This is a genomic window from Serratia sp. CY52157 (assembly GCF_052168495.1).
GTDB lineage: Bacteria > Pseudomonadota > Gammaproteobacteria > Enterobacterales > Enterobacteriaceae > Serratia > Serratia ureilytica.
The window spans coordinates 80,733-98,328 of the sequence record NZ_JBJNMO010000008.1 but is presented as its reverse complement, the minus strand read 5'-3'; the positions used below and the strand labels follow the sequence as shown (position 1 = coordinate 98,328).

Annotated in this window: 15 protein-coding genes; 11 read left to right on the top strand and 4 right to left on the bottom strand. The window is 60.1% G+C overall.

The genetic code is table 11. The features are described 5' to 3' along the window. Positions 1 to 234: 234 nt before the first annotated feature. Together aas and lplT are read left to right on the top strand one after the other, a co-directional pair. A complete protein-coding gene (aas, locus tag ACJ8IP_RS21590; RefSeq protein ID WP_198793382.1) occupies positions 235 to 2,388 on the top strand; it encodes a bifunctional acyl-ACP--phospholipid O-acyltransferase/long-chain-fatty-acid--ACP ligase in 2,154 nt (717 codons plus the stop codon). After that, positions 2,388 to 3,572: a lysophospholipid transporter LplT gene (lplT, locus tag ACJ8IP_RS21585; protein WP_033644843.1), complete on the top strand. Its 1,185-nt coding sequence runs from the start codon at positions 2,388 to 2,390 to the stop codon at positions 3,570 to 3,572. Before aas ends, lplT begins: the two co-directional genes overlap by 1 nt. Positions 3,573 to 3,605: 33 nt before the next feature. On the opposite strand, the gene ACJ8IP_RS21580 is transcribed toward lplT, so the two are convergent. From ACJ8IP_RS21580 to mutH, 4 genes are all read right to left on the bottom strand, one after another. After that, complete coding sequence (locus ACJ8IP_RS21580) at positions 3,606 to 4,646, bottom strand: NADP(H)-dependent aldo-keto reductase (RefSeq protein WP_164107385.1); 1,041 nt, start codon at positions 4,644 to 4,646, stop codon at positions 3,606 to 3,608. A 205-nt stretch (positions 4,647 to 4,851) separates the two neighbouring features. Beyond that, positions 4,852 to 5,070, bottom strand: a complete 219-nt coding sequence (locus ACJ8IP_RS21575; RefSeq protein ID WP_016929923.1) for a YgdI/YgdR family lipoprotein — start codon at positions 5,068 to 5,070, stop codon at positions 4,852 to 4,854. Between the two features lie 155 nt (positions 5,071 to 5,225). Next, a complete protein-coding gene (locus ACJ8IP_RS21570; RefSeq protein ID WP_033644847.1) occupies positions 5,226 to 5,942 on the bottom strand; it encodes a TerC family protein in 717 nt (238 codons plus the stop codon). A 100-nt stretch (positions 5,943 to 6,042) separates the two neighbouring features. Further along, positions 6,043 to 6,729 carry a DNA mismatch repair endonuclease MutH gene (mutH, locus tag ACJ8IP_RS21565; protein WP_033644848.1) on the bottom strand — a complete coding sequence of 229 codons (687 nt, stop codon included), beginning with the start codon at positions 6,727 to 6,729 and terminating at the stop codon, positions 6,043 to 6,045. A 696-nt stretch (positions 6,730 to 7,425) separates the two neighbouring features. Between mutH and rppH the strand changes: the two genes are divergently transcribed. The 9 genes from rppH (at position 7,426) to recC (ending at position 17,552) form a co-directional block, all read left to right on the top strand. Further along, positions 7,426 to 7,953, top strand: a complete 528-nt coding sequence (gene rppH, locus ACJ8IP_RS21560) for an RNA pyrophosphohydrolase (RefSeq protein WP_004931849.1) — start codon at positions 7,426 to 7,428, stop codon at positions 7,951 to 7,953. Between the two features lie 12 nt (positions 7,954 to 7,965). Continuing rightward, positions 7,966 to 10,212: a phosphoenolpyruvate--protein phosphotransferase gene (gene ptsP / locus ACJ8IP_RS21555; protein WP_033644849.1), complete on the top strand. Its 2,247-nt coding sequence runs from the start codon at positions 7,966 to 7,968 to the stop codon at positions 10,210 to 10,212. 222 nt (positions 10,213 to 10,434) lie between these two features. Continuing rightward, positions 10,435 to 11,307 carry a prolipoprotein diacylglyceryl transferase gene (lgt, locus tag ACJ8IP_RS21550; RefSeq protein ID WP_015378920.1) on the top strand — a complete coding sequence of 291 codons (873 nt, stop codon included), beginning with the start codon at positions 10,435 to 10,437 and terminating at the stop codon, positions 11,305 to 11,307. A gap of 7 nt (positions 11,308 to 11,314) precedes the next feature. Then, on the top strand, positions 11,315 to 12,109 hold the full coding sequence (gene thyA, locus ACJ8IP_RS21545; protein WP_015378919.1) for a thymidylate synthase: 795 nt from the start codon (positions 11,315 to 11,317) through the stop codon (positions 12,107 to 12,109). A gap of 174 nt (positions 12,110 to 12,283) precedes the next feature. Further along, entirely contained in the window at positions 12,284 to 12,787 is a 504-nt protein-coding gene (locus ACJ8IP_RS21540) for a prepilin peptidase-dependent protein (protein ID WP_046687725.1), read from the top strand. Further along, positions 12,781 to 13,359: a prepilin peptidase-dependent protein gene (locus ACJ8IP_RS21535; RefSeq protein ID WP_047026609.1), complete on the top strand. Its 579-nt coding sequence runs from the start codon at positions 12,781 to 12,783 to the stop codon at positions 13,357 to 13,359. The genes ACJ8IP_RS21540 and ACJ8IP_RS21535 overlap by 7 nt, the downstream gene beginning before the upstream one ends. Next, positions 13,356 to 13,802: a YgdB family protein gene (locus ACJ8IP_RS21530; RefSeq protein WP_116287045.1), complete on the top strand. Its 447-nt coding sequence runs from the start codon at positions 13,356 to 13,358 to the stop codon at positions 13,800 to 13,802. The genes ACJ8IP_RS21535 and ACJ8IP_RS21530 overlap by 4 nt, the downstream gene beginning before the upstream one ends. Further along, entirely contained in the window at positions 13,792 to 14,148 is a 357-nt protein-coding gene (locus ACJ8IP_RS21525; RefSeq protein ID WP_015378915.1) for a prepilin-type N-terminal cleavage/methylation domain-containing protein, read from the top strand. The genes ACJ8IP_RS21530 and ACJ8IP_RS21525 overlap by 11 nt, the downstream gene beginning before the upstream one ends. 32 nt (positions 14,149 to 14,180) lie before the next feature. Beyond that, the gene (recC, locus tag ACJ8IP_RS21520) at positions 14,181 to 17,552 is read left to right on the top strand and encodes an exodeoxyribonuclease V subunit gamma (RefSeq protein WP_164107391.1); all 3,372 of its coding nucleotides are present in this window, start codon (positions 14,181 to 14,183) and stop codon (positions 17,550 to 17,552) included. The last annotated feature ends 44 nt before the right edge of the window (positions 17,553 to 17,596 follow it).

The window sequence follows — 17,596 nt, the reverse complement described above, 5'->3', positions numbered from 1 at the left end:
CAGCTGGTTGCATTTGGAGCAGAACTCTTGCGATTCGCCGGTAGTTTCCTGCACGCCATCTCTCTAGAGTAGGTGATCCCAGAGGTATTGATTGGTGAGAAATCAGCGTGCCTTGCATGCTGAAGCCATTTTCAATTGCACCAACCTACGCGGATGCGTAGGTTTTTTTTTGCCTGCCATATAGTATTCTTTTCCCTACAACGATTTATGCCTCCATGGCCAAGGGAGAAGGGCATGATCTTTTCACTGCTGCGCGCGCTGTTTCGCCTGTTGTTTCGGGTACGGGTCGAAGGGGACGTCCAGCACTCCGAACGGCAAAAATTACTGATTACGCCGAACCACGTCTCTTTCCTCGACGGCGTACTGCTGGCGCTGTTCCTGCCGATAAAACCGGTGTTTGCGGTCTATGCCAGCATCGGCGAGAGCTGGTTTATGCGCTGGCTGCGGCCTTACATCGATTTTGTCTCGCTCGATCCCACCAAGCCGATGGCCATCAAGCAACTGGTGCGCATGGTCGAGCAGGGACGGCCGATCGTGGTGTTCCCTGAAGGGCGCATCACCGTGACCGGTGCGCTGATGAAAATTTACGACGGAGCGGCGTTTATCGCCGCCAAATCGGGCGCGACCGTGGTGCCGGTGCGGATCGATGGCCCGGAGTTCAGCCCGTTTGGCCGCATGGCCGGGGTGTTCAAGATCCGCTGGTTCCCGCAAATCAGCATCCGCATCTTGCCGCCGACCACGCTGCCGATGCCGGAGGCGCCGCGTGCGCGTGAACGCCGGGCGCTGGCGGGCGATCGGCTGATGCAGATCATGATGCGGGCGCGCATGGAGACGCGCGAGCCGCAAACGCTGTTCCATGCTTTGCTGGCGGCGCAGCACCGCTATGGGCGCCGCAAGCCTTGCATTGAAGACATCGCTTTCAAAGAGGACAGTTACCAGACGCTAGTCAAGAAATCGCTGGGCGTCAGCCGCATTCTGCAGCGCTTTACCGCCGAGGGGGAGCACGTTGGGCTGCTGTTGCCCAACGCCATCATTACCGCGGCGGCGATCTTCGGCGCTTCGCTGCGCAATCGCATCCCGGCGATGCTCAACTACACCGCAGGCGCCAACGGCCTGAACAGCGCGATGACGGCCGCCGGCATCAAGACCATCATCACCTCGCGCCAGTTTCTGGAGAAAGGCAAGCTGACCCACCTGCCGGAACAGGTGCCGCAGGCTAACTGGGTGTATCTGGAAGATCTGAAAGATACGGTCACGCTGGCGGATAAGCTGTGGATCCTGCGTCACTTGCTGCAGCCGCAGCGCGCGGCGTTGCCGCAATGTCCGGAGGACCCGGCGCTGATCCTGTTCACGTCCGGATCCGAAGGCCATCCCAAGGGCGTGGTGCATTCGCACGCCAGCCTGCTGGCCAACGTAGAACAAATCCGCACTATCGCCGATTTCACGCCGCGCGACCGCTTCATGTCGTCGCTGCCGCTGTTCCACTCGTTCGGCCTGACGGTGGGGCTGCTTACGCCGCTGATCACCGGCAGCCGCATTTTCCTCTACCCCAGCCCGCTGCACTATCGCGTGGTGCCGGAGCTGGTGTATGACCGTAACTGCACGGTGCTGTTCGGCACGGCGACCTTCCTTAACAACTATGCGCGCTTCGCGCATCCGTATGATTTTGCCCGCCTGCGCTATGTCGTGGCCGGCGCGGAGAAACTGGCGGACAGCACCAAACAGATCTACCAGGACAAATACGGCATCCGCATTTTGGAAGGCTATGGCGTGACCGAGTGCGCGCCGGTGGTCTCGATCAACGTGCCGCTGGCGACCAAGGTGGGCACCGTCGGCCGTATCATGCCGCAGATGGAGGCGCGTCTGATCGCGGTGCCGGGTATTGATAACGGCGGCCGTCTGCAGCTGAAGGGGCCGAATATCATGAAAGGCTATCTGCGGGTTGAACGCCCCGGCGAACTGGAGCCGCCGGCGGCGGAAGATGCGAATGGCGTGCTGCAGCCGGGCTGGTATGATACCGGCGATATCGTCAGCCTGGATGAGCAGGGTTACTGCACCATTCGCGGGCGCGTGAAGCGCTTCGCCAAGCTGGCGGGCGAGATGGTGTCGCTGGAGAGCGTCGAACTGCTGGCGCAACGGCTGTCGCCGGATAAACTGCATGCCGCCACGGTCAAAAGCGACAGCAGCAAAGGCGAGGCGTTGGTGCTGTTTACCACCGATCCCGCCATTACCCGCGAGGCATTGCTGCGGGTGGCGCGCGAACTGGGCAGCCCGGAGCTGGCGGTGCCGCGCGATATTCGCCTGTTGAAAACGCTGCCGGTGCTCGGCAGCGGCAAACCTGATTTCGTCACCCTGCGTCATATGGCCGAACAGCCGGAGAGTGCCTGATGAATCCTTCGACCGAATCCCCTTTGTTGTCACGCGGCATGATCGCGGTGATCAGCGCGCAGTTCCTTTCGGCGTTCGGCGACAATGCGTTGCTGTTCGCCACGCTGGCGTTGATCAAGCAGCAGCTGTATCCGGACTGGAGCCAGCCGATCCTGCAGATGGCCTTTGTCGCCACCTATATCATTCTGGCTCCGTTCGTCGGCCAGATCGCCGACAGCTTTGCCAAAGGGCGGGTGATGATGTTCGCCAACGCCCTGAAATTGGCGGGGGCATTGGTGATCTGTTTTGGGGGTAATCCGTTTCTGGGTTACAGCCTGGTCGGCGTGGGAGCCGCCGCGTATTCACCGGCTAAATACGGCATTCTGGGCGAGATCACCAGCGGCGAGAAACTGGTCAAGGCTAACGGCCTGATCGAGGCTTCGACCATTGCGGCCATTCTGACCGGTTCGGTGGCCGGTGGTATTCTGGCGGACTGGCACGTGGCGGCGGCGCTGGCGGCCTGCGCGTTGGTTTACGCGGGAGCGGTGGTCGCCAACCTGTATATTCCGCGTTTGGCGGCGGCGCGTCCTGGCGCTTCGTGGCGTCCGCAGGCCATGACGCACAGCTTCTTTGCTGCCTGCGTTACGCTGTGGCGCGATGGACAGACGCGTTTCTCATTGATTGGCACCAGCCTGTTTTGGGGGGCCGGCGTGACGCTGCGTTTTCTGCTGGTGCTGTGGGTACCGGTGGCGCTCGGCATCGCCGATAACGCCACGCCAACGCTGCTGAACGCCATGGTGGCCGTCGGCATCGTGGTGGGCGCGGGTGCCGCCGCGCGCTTCGTCACGCTTAAAACGGTGAAACGCTGTATGCCGGCCGGGATCCTGATCGGCGTCGCGGTCGCGGTGTTTGCGCTGCAAACGACCATGCTCAATGCCTACGTCTTGCTGGCGCTCATCGGCATGCTGGGGGGCTTCTTCGTCGTGCCGCTCAATGCGTTGCTGCAGGAGCGGGGCAAACATTCGGTCGGCGCCGGCAATGCGATCGCAGTGCAAAACCTGGGTGAAAACGCTGCCATGTTGCTGATGCTGGGCCTGTATTCTTTGGTCGTGAAGCTGGGCGTGCCGGTGGTGGGCGTCGGCGTAGGGTTTGGCGTGGTGTTTGCGCTGGCGATTAGCGCGTTGTGGTGGTCGCAGCGGCGGTGAAGCGGGGCGCAGCCAGGCTGCGCCCTCAGGCTATCAAGGCGCCGGAATGGTAAACCGGGTGTGGATTTCTTCGAGCGCCTGCAGCACGTCCTCATCCAGAATCACGTCGAGGCTATCGAGGTTGATTTTCAACTGCTCCACCGAGGTGGCGCCCAACAGGGTGCTGGCGACGAACGGCTGCTGACGCACGAAGGCCAACGCCATCTGCGAAGGATCCAGCCCGTGTTTTTTGGCCAGCTCCACGTATTCGGCGATCGCCCGTTGGGTTTGCTGCCCTGAATAACGGTTGAAGCGGGTGAACAGCGTATTGCGCGCACCGGCCGGTTTAGCGCCGTTGAGGTATTTACCGCTCAGCGTGCCGAACGCCAGGCTGGAATAGGCCAGCAGTTCTACCCCTTCGTGCTGGCTGATTTCGGCCAGGCCAATCTCAAAGCTGCGGTTCAGCAGGCTGTACGGGTTTTGAATCGACACGATGCGCGGCAGCTCGTGTTTCTCCGCCAGTTGCAGATAGCGCATCACGCCCCAGGGCGTTTCGTTGGAGACCCCGATATAGCGAATTTTACCGGCGCGCACCTGCTCGGTCAGCGCCTCCAGGGTTTCCAGCAGCGTGACCGTGGCTTTGTCATCGGTATATTGATAGTTGAGTTTGCCAAAGCAGTTGGTGGCGCGCTGCGGCCAGTGCAATTGGTAAAGATCGAGATAATCGGTGTTCAGCCGCTTGAGGCTGGCGTCCAGAGCGGCGCGGATGTTTTTGCGATCGAGCGCCTGCTGCGGGCGGATGCTGCTGTCAGTGCCGCGCACCGGGCCCGAGACTTTGCTGGCCAGGACGATTTTTTCGCGATTGCCGCGCGCTTTGATCCAACTGCCGATATAGCTTTCGGTCAGGCCCTGGGTTTCCGGGCGGGGCGGCACCGGGTACAGTTCGGCGGTATCTATCAGGTTCACGCCTGCGGCCAATGCATAGTCCAGTTGCGCATGGGCGTCGGCTTCGCTGTTCTGTTCGCCAAAGGTCATGGTGCCCAGTCCCAGCACGCTCACTTCTAAAGAACTGTGGGGAATACGGTGGTATTGCATTAACGGCCTTCCTTTCTTGTTAGCGCTGACGGGCCGTGCGGCCCGGTGAAACAGGAGCCCAATTCAGAAGACGGCGCAAAGTCCGTCGGGCGGCGATGTCGCCTTTCCTGACTATAACCAAGCGGTGAAGATGGGGGAAGCGGATTCCGTGCGGACACGAATGAGGGCTACCGCGCTCGAGCGGGCGATAGCCGGCGTGCGGTGATTAGCGTTCGATAACCTGGGAAACCTGATCGCCGTTGATCTGGCGGTGATTGCCTTTCTCATCTTTATAACTGATGAGCCCGGTATCGGTGTCGATCTCCGGTTTGCCTTGCGTCAGGATCATGTTGCCGTCTTTGGTCGCCATGACGTAGTCGCTGGAACATCCCGCCAAGCCGGCGGCCATAACCAGCGCAGACACTGCCATTACCCACTTTTTCATCCTGCGGATCCTCGATTATGCAGAAAACAATGTTCTTTCAAGATTAGCAAACTCTTGGCAGAGGGCGTCTCAGATAAGTCTTTATCTGATAAGAAAAACTGAAATGAGGGGGCAACGAAACGGCGGAGGCCGCCGATGGCGGCCTCCGCGTAGGGTTATTCCGGCGAACGGTTTTTCTTGCTGCGCATCAGATTGAGCGCTTCTACCGACATGGAGAAGAACATGGCGAAGTAGATGTAGCCTTTCGGCACGTGCACCTGGAAACTTTCCAGCATCAGCGTGAAGCCCACCAGGATCAGGAACGCCAGCGCCAGCATTTTCACCGACGGATGGCGATTGACGAATTCGCCGATCGGCCGTGCGGCGAACATCATCACGCCGACGGCAATCACCACCGCCGCCATCATGATGAACAGGTGATCGGAAAGGCCTACGGCGGTAATCACCGAATCCAGACTGAAGATGATATCCAACAGCATGATCTGTACGATCGCGCCGAAGAAGCTGTGCACCTTAGTGTGGTGCTCTTCTTCCGTGCCTTCGATGGTTTCGTGGATCTCTTTGCTGGCTTTCCAGATCAGGAACAATCCACCGAGCAGCAGGATCAGATCGCGGGCGGAAATGGCGTGATCCAGCACGGTGAACAGCGGGTGCGTCAAGCGGATCACCCAGGCGATGGAGGCCAGCAGCGCCAGGCGCATCAGCATGGCGGCGGCCAAGCCCATTCGGCGAGCTTTGTTCTGTTGCGCTTTGGGCAGCTTCGCCACCACCAGCGACAGAAAAATGATGTTATCAATACCCAGTACGATCTCAAGAATGGTTAGCGTACCTAACGCTAACCAGGCATTGGGATCCATAATCCATTCGAACATTGCCCGACACACCTTAATACTTAATAAATGCAAAGGGTGAATTATACGCGTTTATCGTGGCGCTGACAGGGCTAGCTAAACCAGAGTTAAACGAAATCGCTTAGATTGAGAAATGTCTTGCCAGCAGCGCGCCGGTAAAACCCTTTTTCAGATAGAAACCGCGCGGCAGCGTCATGATAGGTTGCCCCTGTTCGCCGATGGCTTCGGTGAGCGCCTTGTTGTTGGCCGCTTTGGGGCGCAGTTGCAGCACTTCGCCGTGGCGTGCGGTGATGCGTTCTACGTGACCGAGCACAATCAGATCCATCAGCTCTTCCCAATCGCGGCGCAGCATCTCTTCTTCTGCAGCGCTCGGGCTCCACAGCAGCGGCGAACCGACGCGGCGCTGCGCCAGCGGGATTTGCCGTTCGCCCTCTACCGGTATCCACAACACGCGCGCCAGCTTGTGGCGAACGTGGCTGCTGGCCCAGGTGACGCCGCTGTTGCCGGTGAGCGGGGCCACGCAGACGAAAGTGGTCTCCAGCGGTTTGCCGGCGGCGTCGACAGGAATGGTTTTCAGCTCAATGCCCAGCTCAGGAAAATCCTGTTCCGGTTTGCTGCCGGCCATGGCACCGAGGTACAGCTCCAGCAGCATGCCCACCCAGCCTTTATCGCGTTTCAGATCCTTGGGGATCGGCAACTGCGCGCGGGCGGCCAGTTCGCCAAAACTGAAGCCGGCCAGCGCCTGAGCGCGCTCGAACAGCTGCCGTTCATTTTCCGGCGGGGGTGGCAGAGGGGATAAAAACGCCATAAATCAAGCCTGTCGAATTTGGTTGAAAAACGTACTGCAAAGATACACGGGAAACGGTAACCCCAGTCGCCTGGGGAAAAGAATAATAGTAGCATGATTTTACATGACTTTTTTTCTTTCCTTGCGCGAGCGACAATGCACCCGCGAGGCTTGTTCACCTGAAGCCACCGACAATAAACAGGATCTTACACCTATTTATCCACAGATTTATGGGATAACCCAAATTTTTACCGATCACTGGTTCAATTTACAGCCTTGACTCGGGCGGTTTTTTACGAATTTGTCCGTTTTGTGCGTAACTTGCCCGGATAATCTGTGGATAAAAACGGCGTTGGTGGATCTTTCGCCAGGGTAAGATCCTTACCGTGCATAGATCACATTTTTGCCCTGTACATAACTGTGGGATATTGGTTAATTATATGTTTTTATGAATAATATTGTTTTTTCGGTGTGAGGAGGGATTTTCGGGGACGAGAGTTTTACCGGCTTATCCCTCGAGTTCTACACACACCTATCCACAGAAAAAGTGAATAAAACCGGTCTGAAATGCCGATGCATGTTTATAACTTTGCCTATATCTGTGAGTTATCCCAATGTTATCCGGCCCGCAGCGCCGTAAAGCAGTGGTTTACCGCCTGTAGCTTGTGTGAAACAATCAGGACATCTATGCGAATTTAAGCTTATCGAGGTAGTCCGGTGATCGATGATGATGGCTACCGCCCGAATGTTGGTATCGTAATCTGTAATCGTCAGGGGCAGGTCTTATGGGCCCGCCGTTACGGTCAGCACTCCTGGCAGTTTCCCCAAGGTGGGATTAACCCTGGCGAAACTGCGGAGCAGGCGATGTACCGTGAGCTGTTCGAAGAAGTGGGGCTGAGTAAAAAGGATGTGCGCATCCTGGCTTCGACCCGCAACTGGTTGCGCTATAAATTGCCGAAACGTTTGGTGCGTTGGGACACAAAGCCGGTTTGTATCGGCCAAAAGCAAAAATGGTTTTTGTTGCAGCTACTGTGCAATGACGCTGATATCAATATGCAGCGCAGCAGCACGCCGGAGTTCGACGGTTGGCGCTGGGTGAGCTTCTGGTATCCGGTGCGCCAGGTGGTGTCGTTTAAACGCGACGTCTACCGCCGGGTGATGAAAGAATTCGCCGTGACCGTGATGCCGATGCAAGAGCAGGCGGCGCCGCGGCAGGCCCCCGCTTATCGCCGAAAGAGAGGTTAAGTTAAGCCGACTATGCTCACGCGCTTGCGAGAAATTGTAGAGAAGGTGGCCGCGGCGGCCAGTCTGACGGATGCGCTGGATCTGCTGGTCAATGAAACCTGTCTGGCGATGGACACCGAAGTGTGTTCCATTTACCTGGCGGACAACGATCGCCGCTGTTACTACCTGATGGCCACGCGCGGGCTGAAAAAGCCGCGTGGGCGCACTATCGCATTGGCGTTTGACGAAGGTGTCGTCGGGTTGGTCGGCCGCCGGGCCGAACCCATCAACCTGGCCGATGCCCAAAGCCATCCCAGCTTCAAGTACGTTCCGCAGGTCAAAGAGGATCGTTTCCGATCCTTCCTCGGGGTACCGATCATTCACCGGCGCCAGCTGTTGGGGGTGTTGGTGGTGCAGCAGCGCGAGCTGCGCCAGTTCGACGAAAGCGAAGAGTCGTTCATGGTCACCTTGGCCACGCAGATGGCCGGGATCCTTTCACAGTCGCAGCTTAATGCCATTTTCGGCCAGTATCGCCAAACGCGCGTGCGCGCGCTGGCGGCCTCGCCCGGCGTGGCGGTGGCGGAAGGGTGGCAGGACAGCAGCCAGCCTTCGCTCGATCAGGTTTACCGCGCGTCGACGCTGGACACCGCCAGCGAGCGCGAGCGCCTGACGTTGGCGTTGGAAGAGGCCGGCGCGGAATTTCGCCGCTTCAGCAAGCGTTTTGCCGCCAGCTCGCAAAAAGAGAGCGCGGCGATCTTCGATCTTTATTCTCACCTGCTAAACGACGCCCGCCTCAAGCGCGAATTGTTCGCCGAAATTGACAACGGCTCGGTGGCGGAATGGGCGGTGAAGCAGGTGATAGAAGCCTTTGCCGAACAGTTCGCCAAACTGCAGGACACCTATATGCGCGAGCGCGGCAGCGACCTGCGTGCGCTGGGCCAGCGCCTGCTGTTCCACCTCGACGACACCACTCAGGGGGCCACCCAGTGGCCGGCGCGTTTTGTGCTGGTGGCGGATGAACTGACCGCGACATTGCTGGCCGAAGTGCCGCAGGATCGCCTGGTCGGCGTGGTCGTGCGCGACGGCGCCGCCAACTCGCATGCGGCGATTTTGGTGCGGGCGATGGGGGTGCCGACGGTGATGGGCGCCGACATCCAGCCTTCTCTGCTCAGCCAGCGGCTGCTGATCGTCGATGGGTATCGCGGTGAACTGCTGGTCGATCCTGAGCCGGTGCTGGTGCAGGAATACCAACGGCTGATCAGCGAAGAACAGGAACTGAGCAAGCTGGCGGAAGACGACGTCGAACAGCCGGCGCAGTTGAAAAGCGGCGAACGCGTTCAGGTGATGTTGAACGCCGGCCTCAGCCCGGAACATGAACAGCTGTTGGGCGGCCGGGTGGACGGCGTGGGGTTGTACCGCACTGAAATTCCGTTCATGTTGCAAAGCGGTTTCCCTTCCGAAGAAGAACAGGTCGCGCAGTATCAAGGCATGCTGCAGCTTTACCCCAACAAACCGGTCACGCTGCGCACGCTGGACATCGGCGCCGACAAGCAACTGCCCTACATGCCGATCAGCGAAGAAAATCCCTGCCTGGGCTGGCGCGGCATTCGCATCACTCTGGACCAGCCGGAGATCTTTTTGATACAGGTGCGCGCCATGCTGCGCGCCAATGCCGGCACCGGCAACCTGGGCATTTTGCTGCCGATGGTCACCAGCCTGGAAGAGGTCGATGAGGCTAAGCGCTTGATTGACCGCGCTGGGCGCGAGGTGGAAGAGGTGCTTGGCTACGCGATCCCGAAACCGAAAATCGGCGTGATGCTGGAAGTGCCGTCGATGATTTTCCTGATCCCGCATTTGGCCGGGCGCGTCGACTTCATCTCGGTAGGTACCAACGATTTGACCCAGTACCTGCTGGCGGTGGATCGCAACAACACGCGGGTAGCCTCGCTGTACGACAGCCTGCATCCCGCGATGCTGCAGGTGCTGAAGCTGATCGCCGAACAGGGGAAAGCGGCCGGGCTGCAGCTTAGCCTGTGCGGTGAACTGGCTGGCGATCCGATGGGCGCGCTGTTGCTGGTGGGCATGGGCTATCGCAATCTGAGCATGAACGGACGCAGCGTGGCGCGCATCAAATACCTGCTGCGGCATATCGATCTTGCCGACGCCGAAGTGTTGGCGCACCGGGTGTTGAACACCCAAATGACCACGGAAGTGCGCCATTTGGTGGCGGCGTTTATGGAGCGACGCGGCATGGGCGGGTTGATTCGCGGCGGGAGATGATCGCCGCGCGGTGTGATTTTTTTACAGAACTTTTCCCGCGCTGCCGGCCCGGACCGCGCTAAGCCTATGTTATGATGCGCAACCTCAGCGCGACGCATGTTCGTCGTCTTGCAAACCGCAGTGGCCAACGCTGCCGTTTGAAAGGCGTGTGACAACCTGCGCCGACGTTTGGCACCTGCCGCCCCCGCATGGGGAAAAATAACAGACATGTTGTGGTGATAGATGAGCAATAGCTATCTGGCGTTTCCTAAATTTGATCCGGTCATTTTCTCCATTGGCCCGGTTTCTTTGCATTGGTACGGCCTGATGTATCTGGTCGGCTTCGTTTTTGCCATGTGGCTGGCGGTGCGCCGCGCCAACAAGCCGGGCAGCGGCTGGACCAAAGACGAAGTGGAAAACCTGCTCTACGCCGGTTTCCTGGGCGTATTCGTCGGCGGCCGCGTGGGCTATGTGCTGTTCTACAACCTGCCGTTGTTCCTGGATAATCCGCTCTATCTGTTTAAAGTCTGGGATGGCGGCATGTCGTTCCACGGCGGATTGATGGGGGTGATTCTGGTGATGTTCTGGTTCGCTCGCCGCACCAAACGCACCTTCTTCCAGGTTTCCGATTTTATCGCGCCATTGATCCCGTTCGGTTTGGGCGCCGGCCGCCTCGGCAACTTCATCAACGGTGAACTGTGGGGCCGCGTGACCACCGACACCCCTTGGGCGATGCTGTTCCCAAGCTCGCGCAGCGAAGACGTGGCGCTCGCCGCCGCCGATCCTTCTCTGCTGCCGCTGCTGAACCAGTACGGCGTGCTGCCGCGTCACCCGTCCCAGCTGTATGAACTGCTGCTTGAAGGCGTGGTGCTGTTTATCATTCTGAACCTGTTCATCCGCAAGCCGCGGCCGATGGGTGCCGTATCGGGCCTGTTCCTGATCGGTTATGGCGCATTCCGCATCATCGTTGAAGCGTTCCGCCAGCCGGATGCTCAGCTTGGCCTGTTCGACGGCGTGATCAGCATGGGGCAGATCCTGTCCATCCCGATGGTGGTGGCCGGTGTTATTATGATGATTTGGGCGTACCGTCGTCGCCCGCAGCAACAACTGTCGTGAGGGACAAATGAAACAGTATCTGGATTTGATGAACAAGGTGCTCGCCGAGGGCACTCCTAAAGCCGACCGTACCGGCACTGGCACGTTGTCGATTTTCGGCCACCAGATGCGTTTCAATTTGCAGGAAGGCTTCCCGTTGGTGACCACCAAGAAATGTCATCTGCGTTCGATCATTCATGAGCTGTTGTGGTTCCTGAACGGCGATACCAACATCGCCTATCTGCGTGACAACAAGGTCACCATTTGGGACGAGTGGGCCGATGAAAACGGCGATCTCGGCCCGGTGTACGGCAAGCAGTGGCGAGCCTGGGGCGCGGCGGACGGTCGTCAGATCGATCAACTGAGCAACGTGCTCCAGCAGCTGAAACAAGATCCGGATTCGCGCCGCATCATCGTTTCCGCCTGGAACGTCGGTGAGCTGGACCAGATGGCGCTGGCGCCGTGCCACGCGTTCTTCCAGTTCTACGTGGCGGACGGCAAACTCTCTTGCCAGCTGTACCAGCGTTCCTGCGACGTGTTCCTCGGCCTGCCGTTCAACATCGCCAGCTACGCGCTGTTGGTGCATATGATGGCGCAGCAGTGCGATTTGGACGTCGGCGACTTCGTCTGGACCGGTGGCGATACCCATCTGTACAGTAATCATATGGAACAGACGAAGCTGCAGTTGACGCGTGAACCCCGTCCGTTGCCGAAGCTGGTGATCAAACGCAAGCCGGCTTCGCTGTTCGATTACCGTTTCGAAGACTTCGAGATCGAAGGTTACGATCCGCACCCGGCCATCAAGGCGCCGGTCGCGATCTGACCTTAACCGCATCACACCAGGGGCGCAGCGATTGCGCCCCTTTTTTTATCCGCATTGCGCGCCGCGCCGCATTTTATTGTCGCCATTTGTCGCTATAGGGAAAACATTGCGCAGCTTGCCGCAAGGCTTGCGCATGCGGCTTTACCGCCTTGTTACGGCCCTTAAACTGGCCGCATGAAAGAAAATACGCTCTCGAACATCGATGACCGCCAGCGTGGCATGACGCTGATTGAGCTGTTGGCGGCGCTCCTGATCGCCGGCATGCTCACCGGCTGGGGCGTCGGTCAATGGCGCCACCATCAGCAAACGTTGCGCCTGGAACATACTGCCCAGCAGCTGCTGGCGTTTTTACTGCGGCTGCAGGCGGACGCCAACTGGCGCAACCGCACGACGCTGCTGTGGTTCAAGAACGGCACGCCCTGGTGCCTGGGCGGCGGTGTGCCGCCGCCGGATTGCGCTTCCGCCGAGGGTTCCGTTTTCTCACCGTCTTACCGCGACGTCGTTTTGAGCGGCTACACCGACAAAGAGATCGGGTTTTACGGCTTGCGCAATACCGCGCAGGCGGGGCACATCCTGCTCAGCAACGAGGCAGGCGGCCTGCGGCTGGTGCTGTCCGCCCGAGGGCGGCTGCGTTTGTGCAGCGAAGGGCTCCGGATAAGGGGGATCGCGCCATGCTGACTGTCGAACGCGGTTTTACCTTGCCGGAGGTGATGTTGGCGCTGGTGTTCGGCAGCGTGATCGCGCTCGGCGCCGCGAAAACCTACCCGCTGTTGCGCCAGCAAAACGTGGCCGTCGGCCAGCATTTTCGGCTGGAGTCAACGCTGCGGCAACTGGCGTTCGGTATCGAGAAAGACCTGCGCCGCGCCGGTTTCTGTGCCGGGCAGTGCGCTGGCCGCCCGCTGCTGATCGGCCAGGCGGCGGGAGAAGCGGCGGGCAGCTGCGTTATCGTCGCTTACGACATCACCCGCAGCGGGCAATGGCTCACCTCGGGCGAGGATGCAGGTTATTTCGGTTATCGGCTGCGCAATGGCGGCTTGGAAGGGCAGCGTGGCGTAAGCCAATGCGACGGCGGCGGCTGGGAGCGGCTGCTCGATCGTGACGAAGTGCGCATTGAGCGGTTTCATGTGGCGATAGAGCGCGGGGAGCATGGCGGTGCGCTGGCCCGTTTGACTCTGGCGGGGCGCTCTGTCGGCGATGCGCGTATCAGGCGCAGCCTGAGCGGGAGCGTCGAAATGGCGGCGTTGCCATGAACCGGCGGAGCCAGCGAGGCGGCAGCACTTTGGCGGCGGTAATGTTGCTGTTGGCGTTGGGGTTGATGTTGCTTAATGCCCAGCACCGGCAATTGGATAACGCGCTGTTACTGGCCGCCGATCAGCAGCGCTACCTCCAGGCTTACAATCAGGCCGCTTCGGCGCTGAGTTGGGGCATGCTCCAGCATTGGCCGCGCGCCGAGCTGAGTGCGGCGGCCTGGTTATGCAGGCAGCGCGCGGAACTGACGGCCTGCGCCCGGCTGTCTGCCAGAGCGGGCGTCGTGACGGTACGCGGCCTTGGGGAGATGCGCGGCGGTGAGCCGCTTTGGCTGTATCAATGGGGCGCGTTTGACGGTGCGGAATCGGTCGGCAGGGTGCAAGCGCAGCCGGGCGGCCGGCTGGATTTTTGCCCCGAGAAAAGGCCGGCCGACTGTGAGGGTTAACGCTCGCGCAGGGCGGTTATCCCGCAACGGCTTCAGCCTGCCGGAAGTGTTGGTGGCGGCATTGTTGTTCTCGGTGTCGCTGCTGGGCTTGTTACAGTATCATCAGGTGCTGTTGCAGTCGTTCCAGCGCCAGTGGCACTACCGGCAAGCCTGGGTGATGGCGCATCAGCAGTTGGAGGCGTTCGCCGTCACCGGTCGGCTCGATGCCGAACCGCTGCCGGAAGGCTGGCGACGCGAGACGGCGTTCGACGGCGCGGATGCTGATTGCCGCCGATTGACGGTCAGAGTACAAACTCCGCAACGGCAGTGGGCGACGCTGAGCCGCTGGTATTGCACCCGTTTTTGAGCCGGTACGTATCTTGTTTTAAAGGAGCCATCATGTTCACGGTTTATCATTCCAATCAGCTGGATTTATTGAAAACGCTGACCAGCGCGCTGATAGCCAGAGATCCGTTGGCCGATCCTTTTCAACAGGAAGTGGTGCTGGTTCAGAGCCCCGGTATGGCGCAATGGCTGCAAATGCAGCTGGCGGAGCAGTTCGGCATCGCCGCCAATGTCGCGTTTCCGCTGCCGGCGACCTTCATTTGGGACATGTTCACCCGCGTGTTGCCGGATATCCCGAAAGAGAGCGCCTTCAGCAAGGACGCCATGACCTGGAAGCTGATGTGGCTGCTGCCGGAGATGCTGACCCAGCCGGCGTTCGCGCCACTGCAGCACTATCTCACCGATGACGGCGACAAGCGAAAAATCCACCAATTGGCCGGCCGGGTTGCCGACCTGTTCGACCAGTATTTGGTTTATCGTCCGCAGTGGCTGGAGAGCTGGCAGCGCGGTGAACGCATCGACGGTCTGCCCGAGGCTCAGCAGTGGCAGGCGCCGCTCTGGGCGCGGCTGGTGGAGTACACGCGCGAATTGGGGCAGCCGGAATGGCACCGCGCCAATCTGTATAGCCGCTTTATCCACGCGCTGGAGCAGGCAACAACGTGCCCGCCCGGTTTGCCGCCGCGGGTGTTTATCTGCGGCATCTCGGCATTGCCGCCGGTCTATCTGGAGGCGCTGCAGGCGCTGGGGCGGCATATCGATATCCACCTGATGTTCACCAACCCTTGTCGTTATTACTGGGGCGACATTCAGGATTACGCTTTCCTGGCCCGCTTGCAGAGCCGCAAGCGCCGTCACTATCATCAGGCGCGCGAGCAAGGGCTGTTTCGCGAACCGGCTGACGCGGCGCGTCTGTTTGATGCTGAAGGGCAGCAGCAGCTCAGTAACCCGCTGCTGGCCTCCTGGGGCAAGCTCGGGCGCGATCACCTCTATTTGCTGTCGCAGATGGAAGGGGCGCAAGAGGTCGACGCCTTTGTCGATATCCCGGCGGATACCATGCTGCACGCCGTTCAACGCGATATGCTGGAGCTGGAAGATCACGCGGTGATCGGCATCACGGCAGAAACGCTGGAAAGCAGTTTCAGCAAGCGCAGGCTCGATCCGCAAGATCGTTCCCTCAGCCTGCACGCCTGCCACAGCCCACAGCGGGAAGTGGAGGTGCTGCACGATCAACTGCTGACCATGCTCGCGCAGGATCCCGCGTTGACGCCGCGCGACATCATCGTGATGGTGGCGGATATCGACAGCTATACGCCTTATATTCAGGCCGTGTTCGGCAATGCTCCCGCCGAGCGCTACCTGCCGTTCGCCATTTCTGACCGTAAAGCGCGACAGGCGCATCCGGCTTTGCAGGCGTTCATCTCCCTGCTCGATCTGCCGCAAAGCCGCTTTACTTCGGAGCAGGTGCTGGCGCTGCTGGAAGTGCCGGCCCTGGCCGCCCGTTTCGCCATTGGCGAAGAGGGGCTGCGCCTGTTGCGTCACTGGGTCGGTGAATCCGGCGTGCGCTGGGGGCTGGACGACGATAACGTGCGAGAACTGGATCTGCCCGCCACGGGCCAGCACACCTGGCGATTCGGCATTACGCGCATGCTGCTCGGTTACGCGATGGACAGCAACGCCGGCGATTGGCAGGGCATTTTGCCTTACGACGAGTCGAGCGGGTTGGTCGCCGAACTGGCGGGGCAGTTGGCGGATCTGCTGGCCCAATTGAGCCATTGGCGGCAAGTCTTGAGCGAAGCGCGCTCGCTCGAGGCATGGCTACCGCTGTGCCGACAGCTGCTGGATGCCTTCTTCGAAGCGGATAGCGATACCGAAGTGGTGCTGGCATTGATCGAGCAGCAGTGGCAACAGGCCATCAATTTTGGCCTGGCGGCGCGCTATCCGGATGACGTGCCCTTGACGATTCTGCGCGACGATTTGGCGGCGCGCCTCGATCAGGAGCGCATCAGCCAGCGCTTCCTCGCCGGGCAAATCAACTTCTGTACGCTGATGCCGATGCGCTCGATTCCGTTCAAGGTGGTGTGCCTGCTGGGCATGAACGACGGCGTGTATCCGCGCACGTTGCCGCCATTGGGTTTTGATCTGATGGCGCAGCAGGTCAAGCGCGGCGACCGCAGCCGGCGCGATGACGACCGCTATCTGTTCCTGGAGGCGATTCTGTCCGCGCAACAACGGCTGTATATCAGCTTCATTGGCCGTTCCATTCAGGACAACAGCCCGCGCTATCCTTCGGTGCTGGTTACCGAGCTGCTGGAGTATCTGGAGCAAAGCTATTGCCTGCCGGGAGACGAGGCGCGCACCGCAGACGACAGCGCCCGGCGAGTGGGCGAGCATTTGCTGAAGTGGCATGCGCGCATGCCGTTCGCCGCCGAGAATTTCTTGCCGGGCTCGGAAGCGCAAAGCTATGCCGCCGAGTGGCTGCCCGCCGCCGACGGGCGCGGGGCGGCGCACCCGGCGTTCAACCAGCTGCTGCCCGCCGAAACGCTGCAGCAAATAGCGTTGGATGAGCTGCTGCGGTTTTACCGCCATCCTATTCGCGCCTTCTTCCAGCTGCGGTTGGGCGTCAGCTTTATCCTGGAAGAGACCGAGCTGCCGGACGAAGAGCCCTTCACGCTGGATAACCTCAGCCGCTACCAGTTCAACAGCCAACTGCTGAATACCCTGATTGACGGCGACGATCCCGAACGGTTGTTCCAACGGGTGCGCGCCGCCGGGGGGTTGCCCTATGGCGCCTTCGGCGAGATCTATTGGCAAAAGCAGCAGGAAGAGATGAGCGAACTGGCCGAGCAGGTGCGTGCGGAACGCGCAGAGAGCCACAGCCTGGAATTGGACATCGATATTGCTGGCGTGCGCCTCAGCGGCTGGCTGCATCAGGTGCAGGATGACGGCCTGTTGCGCTGGCGGCCCGCCACGTTGTCGGCGGTGGACGGCATATTGCTGTGGCTGGAGCACCTGGTGTACTGCTGCGCCGGCGGCACCGGCGAGAGCCGCATGTACGGTCGCAAGAACTCCGCCTGGCGCTTTGCCGCGCTTGCGCCTGAAGAGGCGCAGGCGCAGCTGGCGGAACTGCTGGCGGGCTATCAGCGCGGTCTGTGTCAGCCGCTGTTGTTGCTGAACAAGAGCGGCTGGGCGTGGCTGAGTCAGTGCTATCAGCCGGAAACGCAGCAAATCGACTGGGAGGAAGAAGCGCAAGCAAAGGCTCGCGCCAAATTGCTGCAGGCTTGGCAGGGCGATCAGCGTATTCCCGGAGAAGGGGAAGATCCCTATGTTCAGCGAGTGTTCCGCCAATTGGACAATGACTACCTGGCGCAAATACTGGCCGAAACAGAGCGTTATCTGCTGCCGGTGGCGTGTCATAACCTGGGGTAACAATCCCCCGGTGGTGCTGTGCGGCGGGAGGTGGTAAAAATAAC

Coding starts and splice junctions, on each gene's coding strand:
- aas (WP_198793382.1), top strand. CDS start 235: ATGATCTTTTCACTGCTGCGCGCGCTGTTTCGCCTGTTGTTTCGGGTA.
- lplT (WP_033644843.1), top strand. CDS start 2,388: ATGAATCCTTCGACCGAATCCCCTTTGTTGTCACGCGGCATGATCGCG.
- ACJ8IP_RS21580 (WP_164107385.1), bottom strand. CDS start 4,646: ATGCAATACCACCGTATTCCCCACAGTTCTTTAGAAGTGAGCGTGCTG.
- ACJ8IP_RS21575 (WP_016929923.1), bottom strand. CDS start 5,070: ATGAAAAAGTGGGTAATGGCAGTGTCTGCGCTGGTTATGGCCGCCGGC.
- ACJ8IP_RS21570 (WP_033644847.1), bottom strand. CDS start 5,942: ATGTTCGAATGGATTATGGATCCCAATGCCTGGTTAGCGTTAGGTACG.
- mutH (WP_033644848.1), bottom strand. CDS start 6,729: ATGGCGTTTTTATCCCCTCTGCCACCCCCGCCGGAAAATGAACGGCAG.
- ptsP (WP_033644849.1), top strand. CDS start 7,966: ATGCTCACGCGCTTGCGAGAAATTGTAGAGAAGGTGGCCGCGGCGGCC.
- lgt (WP_015378920.1), top strand. CDS start 10,435: ATGAGCAATAGCTATCTGGCGTTTCCTAAATTTGATCCGGTCATTTTC.
- thyA (WP_015378919.1), top strand. CDS start 11,315: ATGAAACAGTATCTGGATTTGATGAACAAGGTGCTCGCCGAGGGCACT.
- ACJ8IP_RS21540 (WP_046687725.1), top strand. CDS start 12,284: ATGAAAGAAAATACGCTCTCGAACATCGATGACCGCCAGCGTGGCATG.
- ACJ8IP_RS21535 (WP_047026609.1), top strand. CDS start 12,781: ATGCTGACTGTCGAACGCGGTTTTACCTTGCCGGAGGTGATGTTGGCG.
- ACJ8IP_RS21530 (WP_116287045.1), top strand. CDS start 13,356: ATGAACCGGCGGAGCCAGCGAGGCGGCAGCACTTTGGCGGCGGTAATG.
- recC (WP_164107391.1), top strand. CDS start 14,181: ATGTTCACGGTTTATCATTCCAATCAGCTGGATTTATTGAAAACGCTG.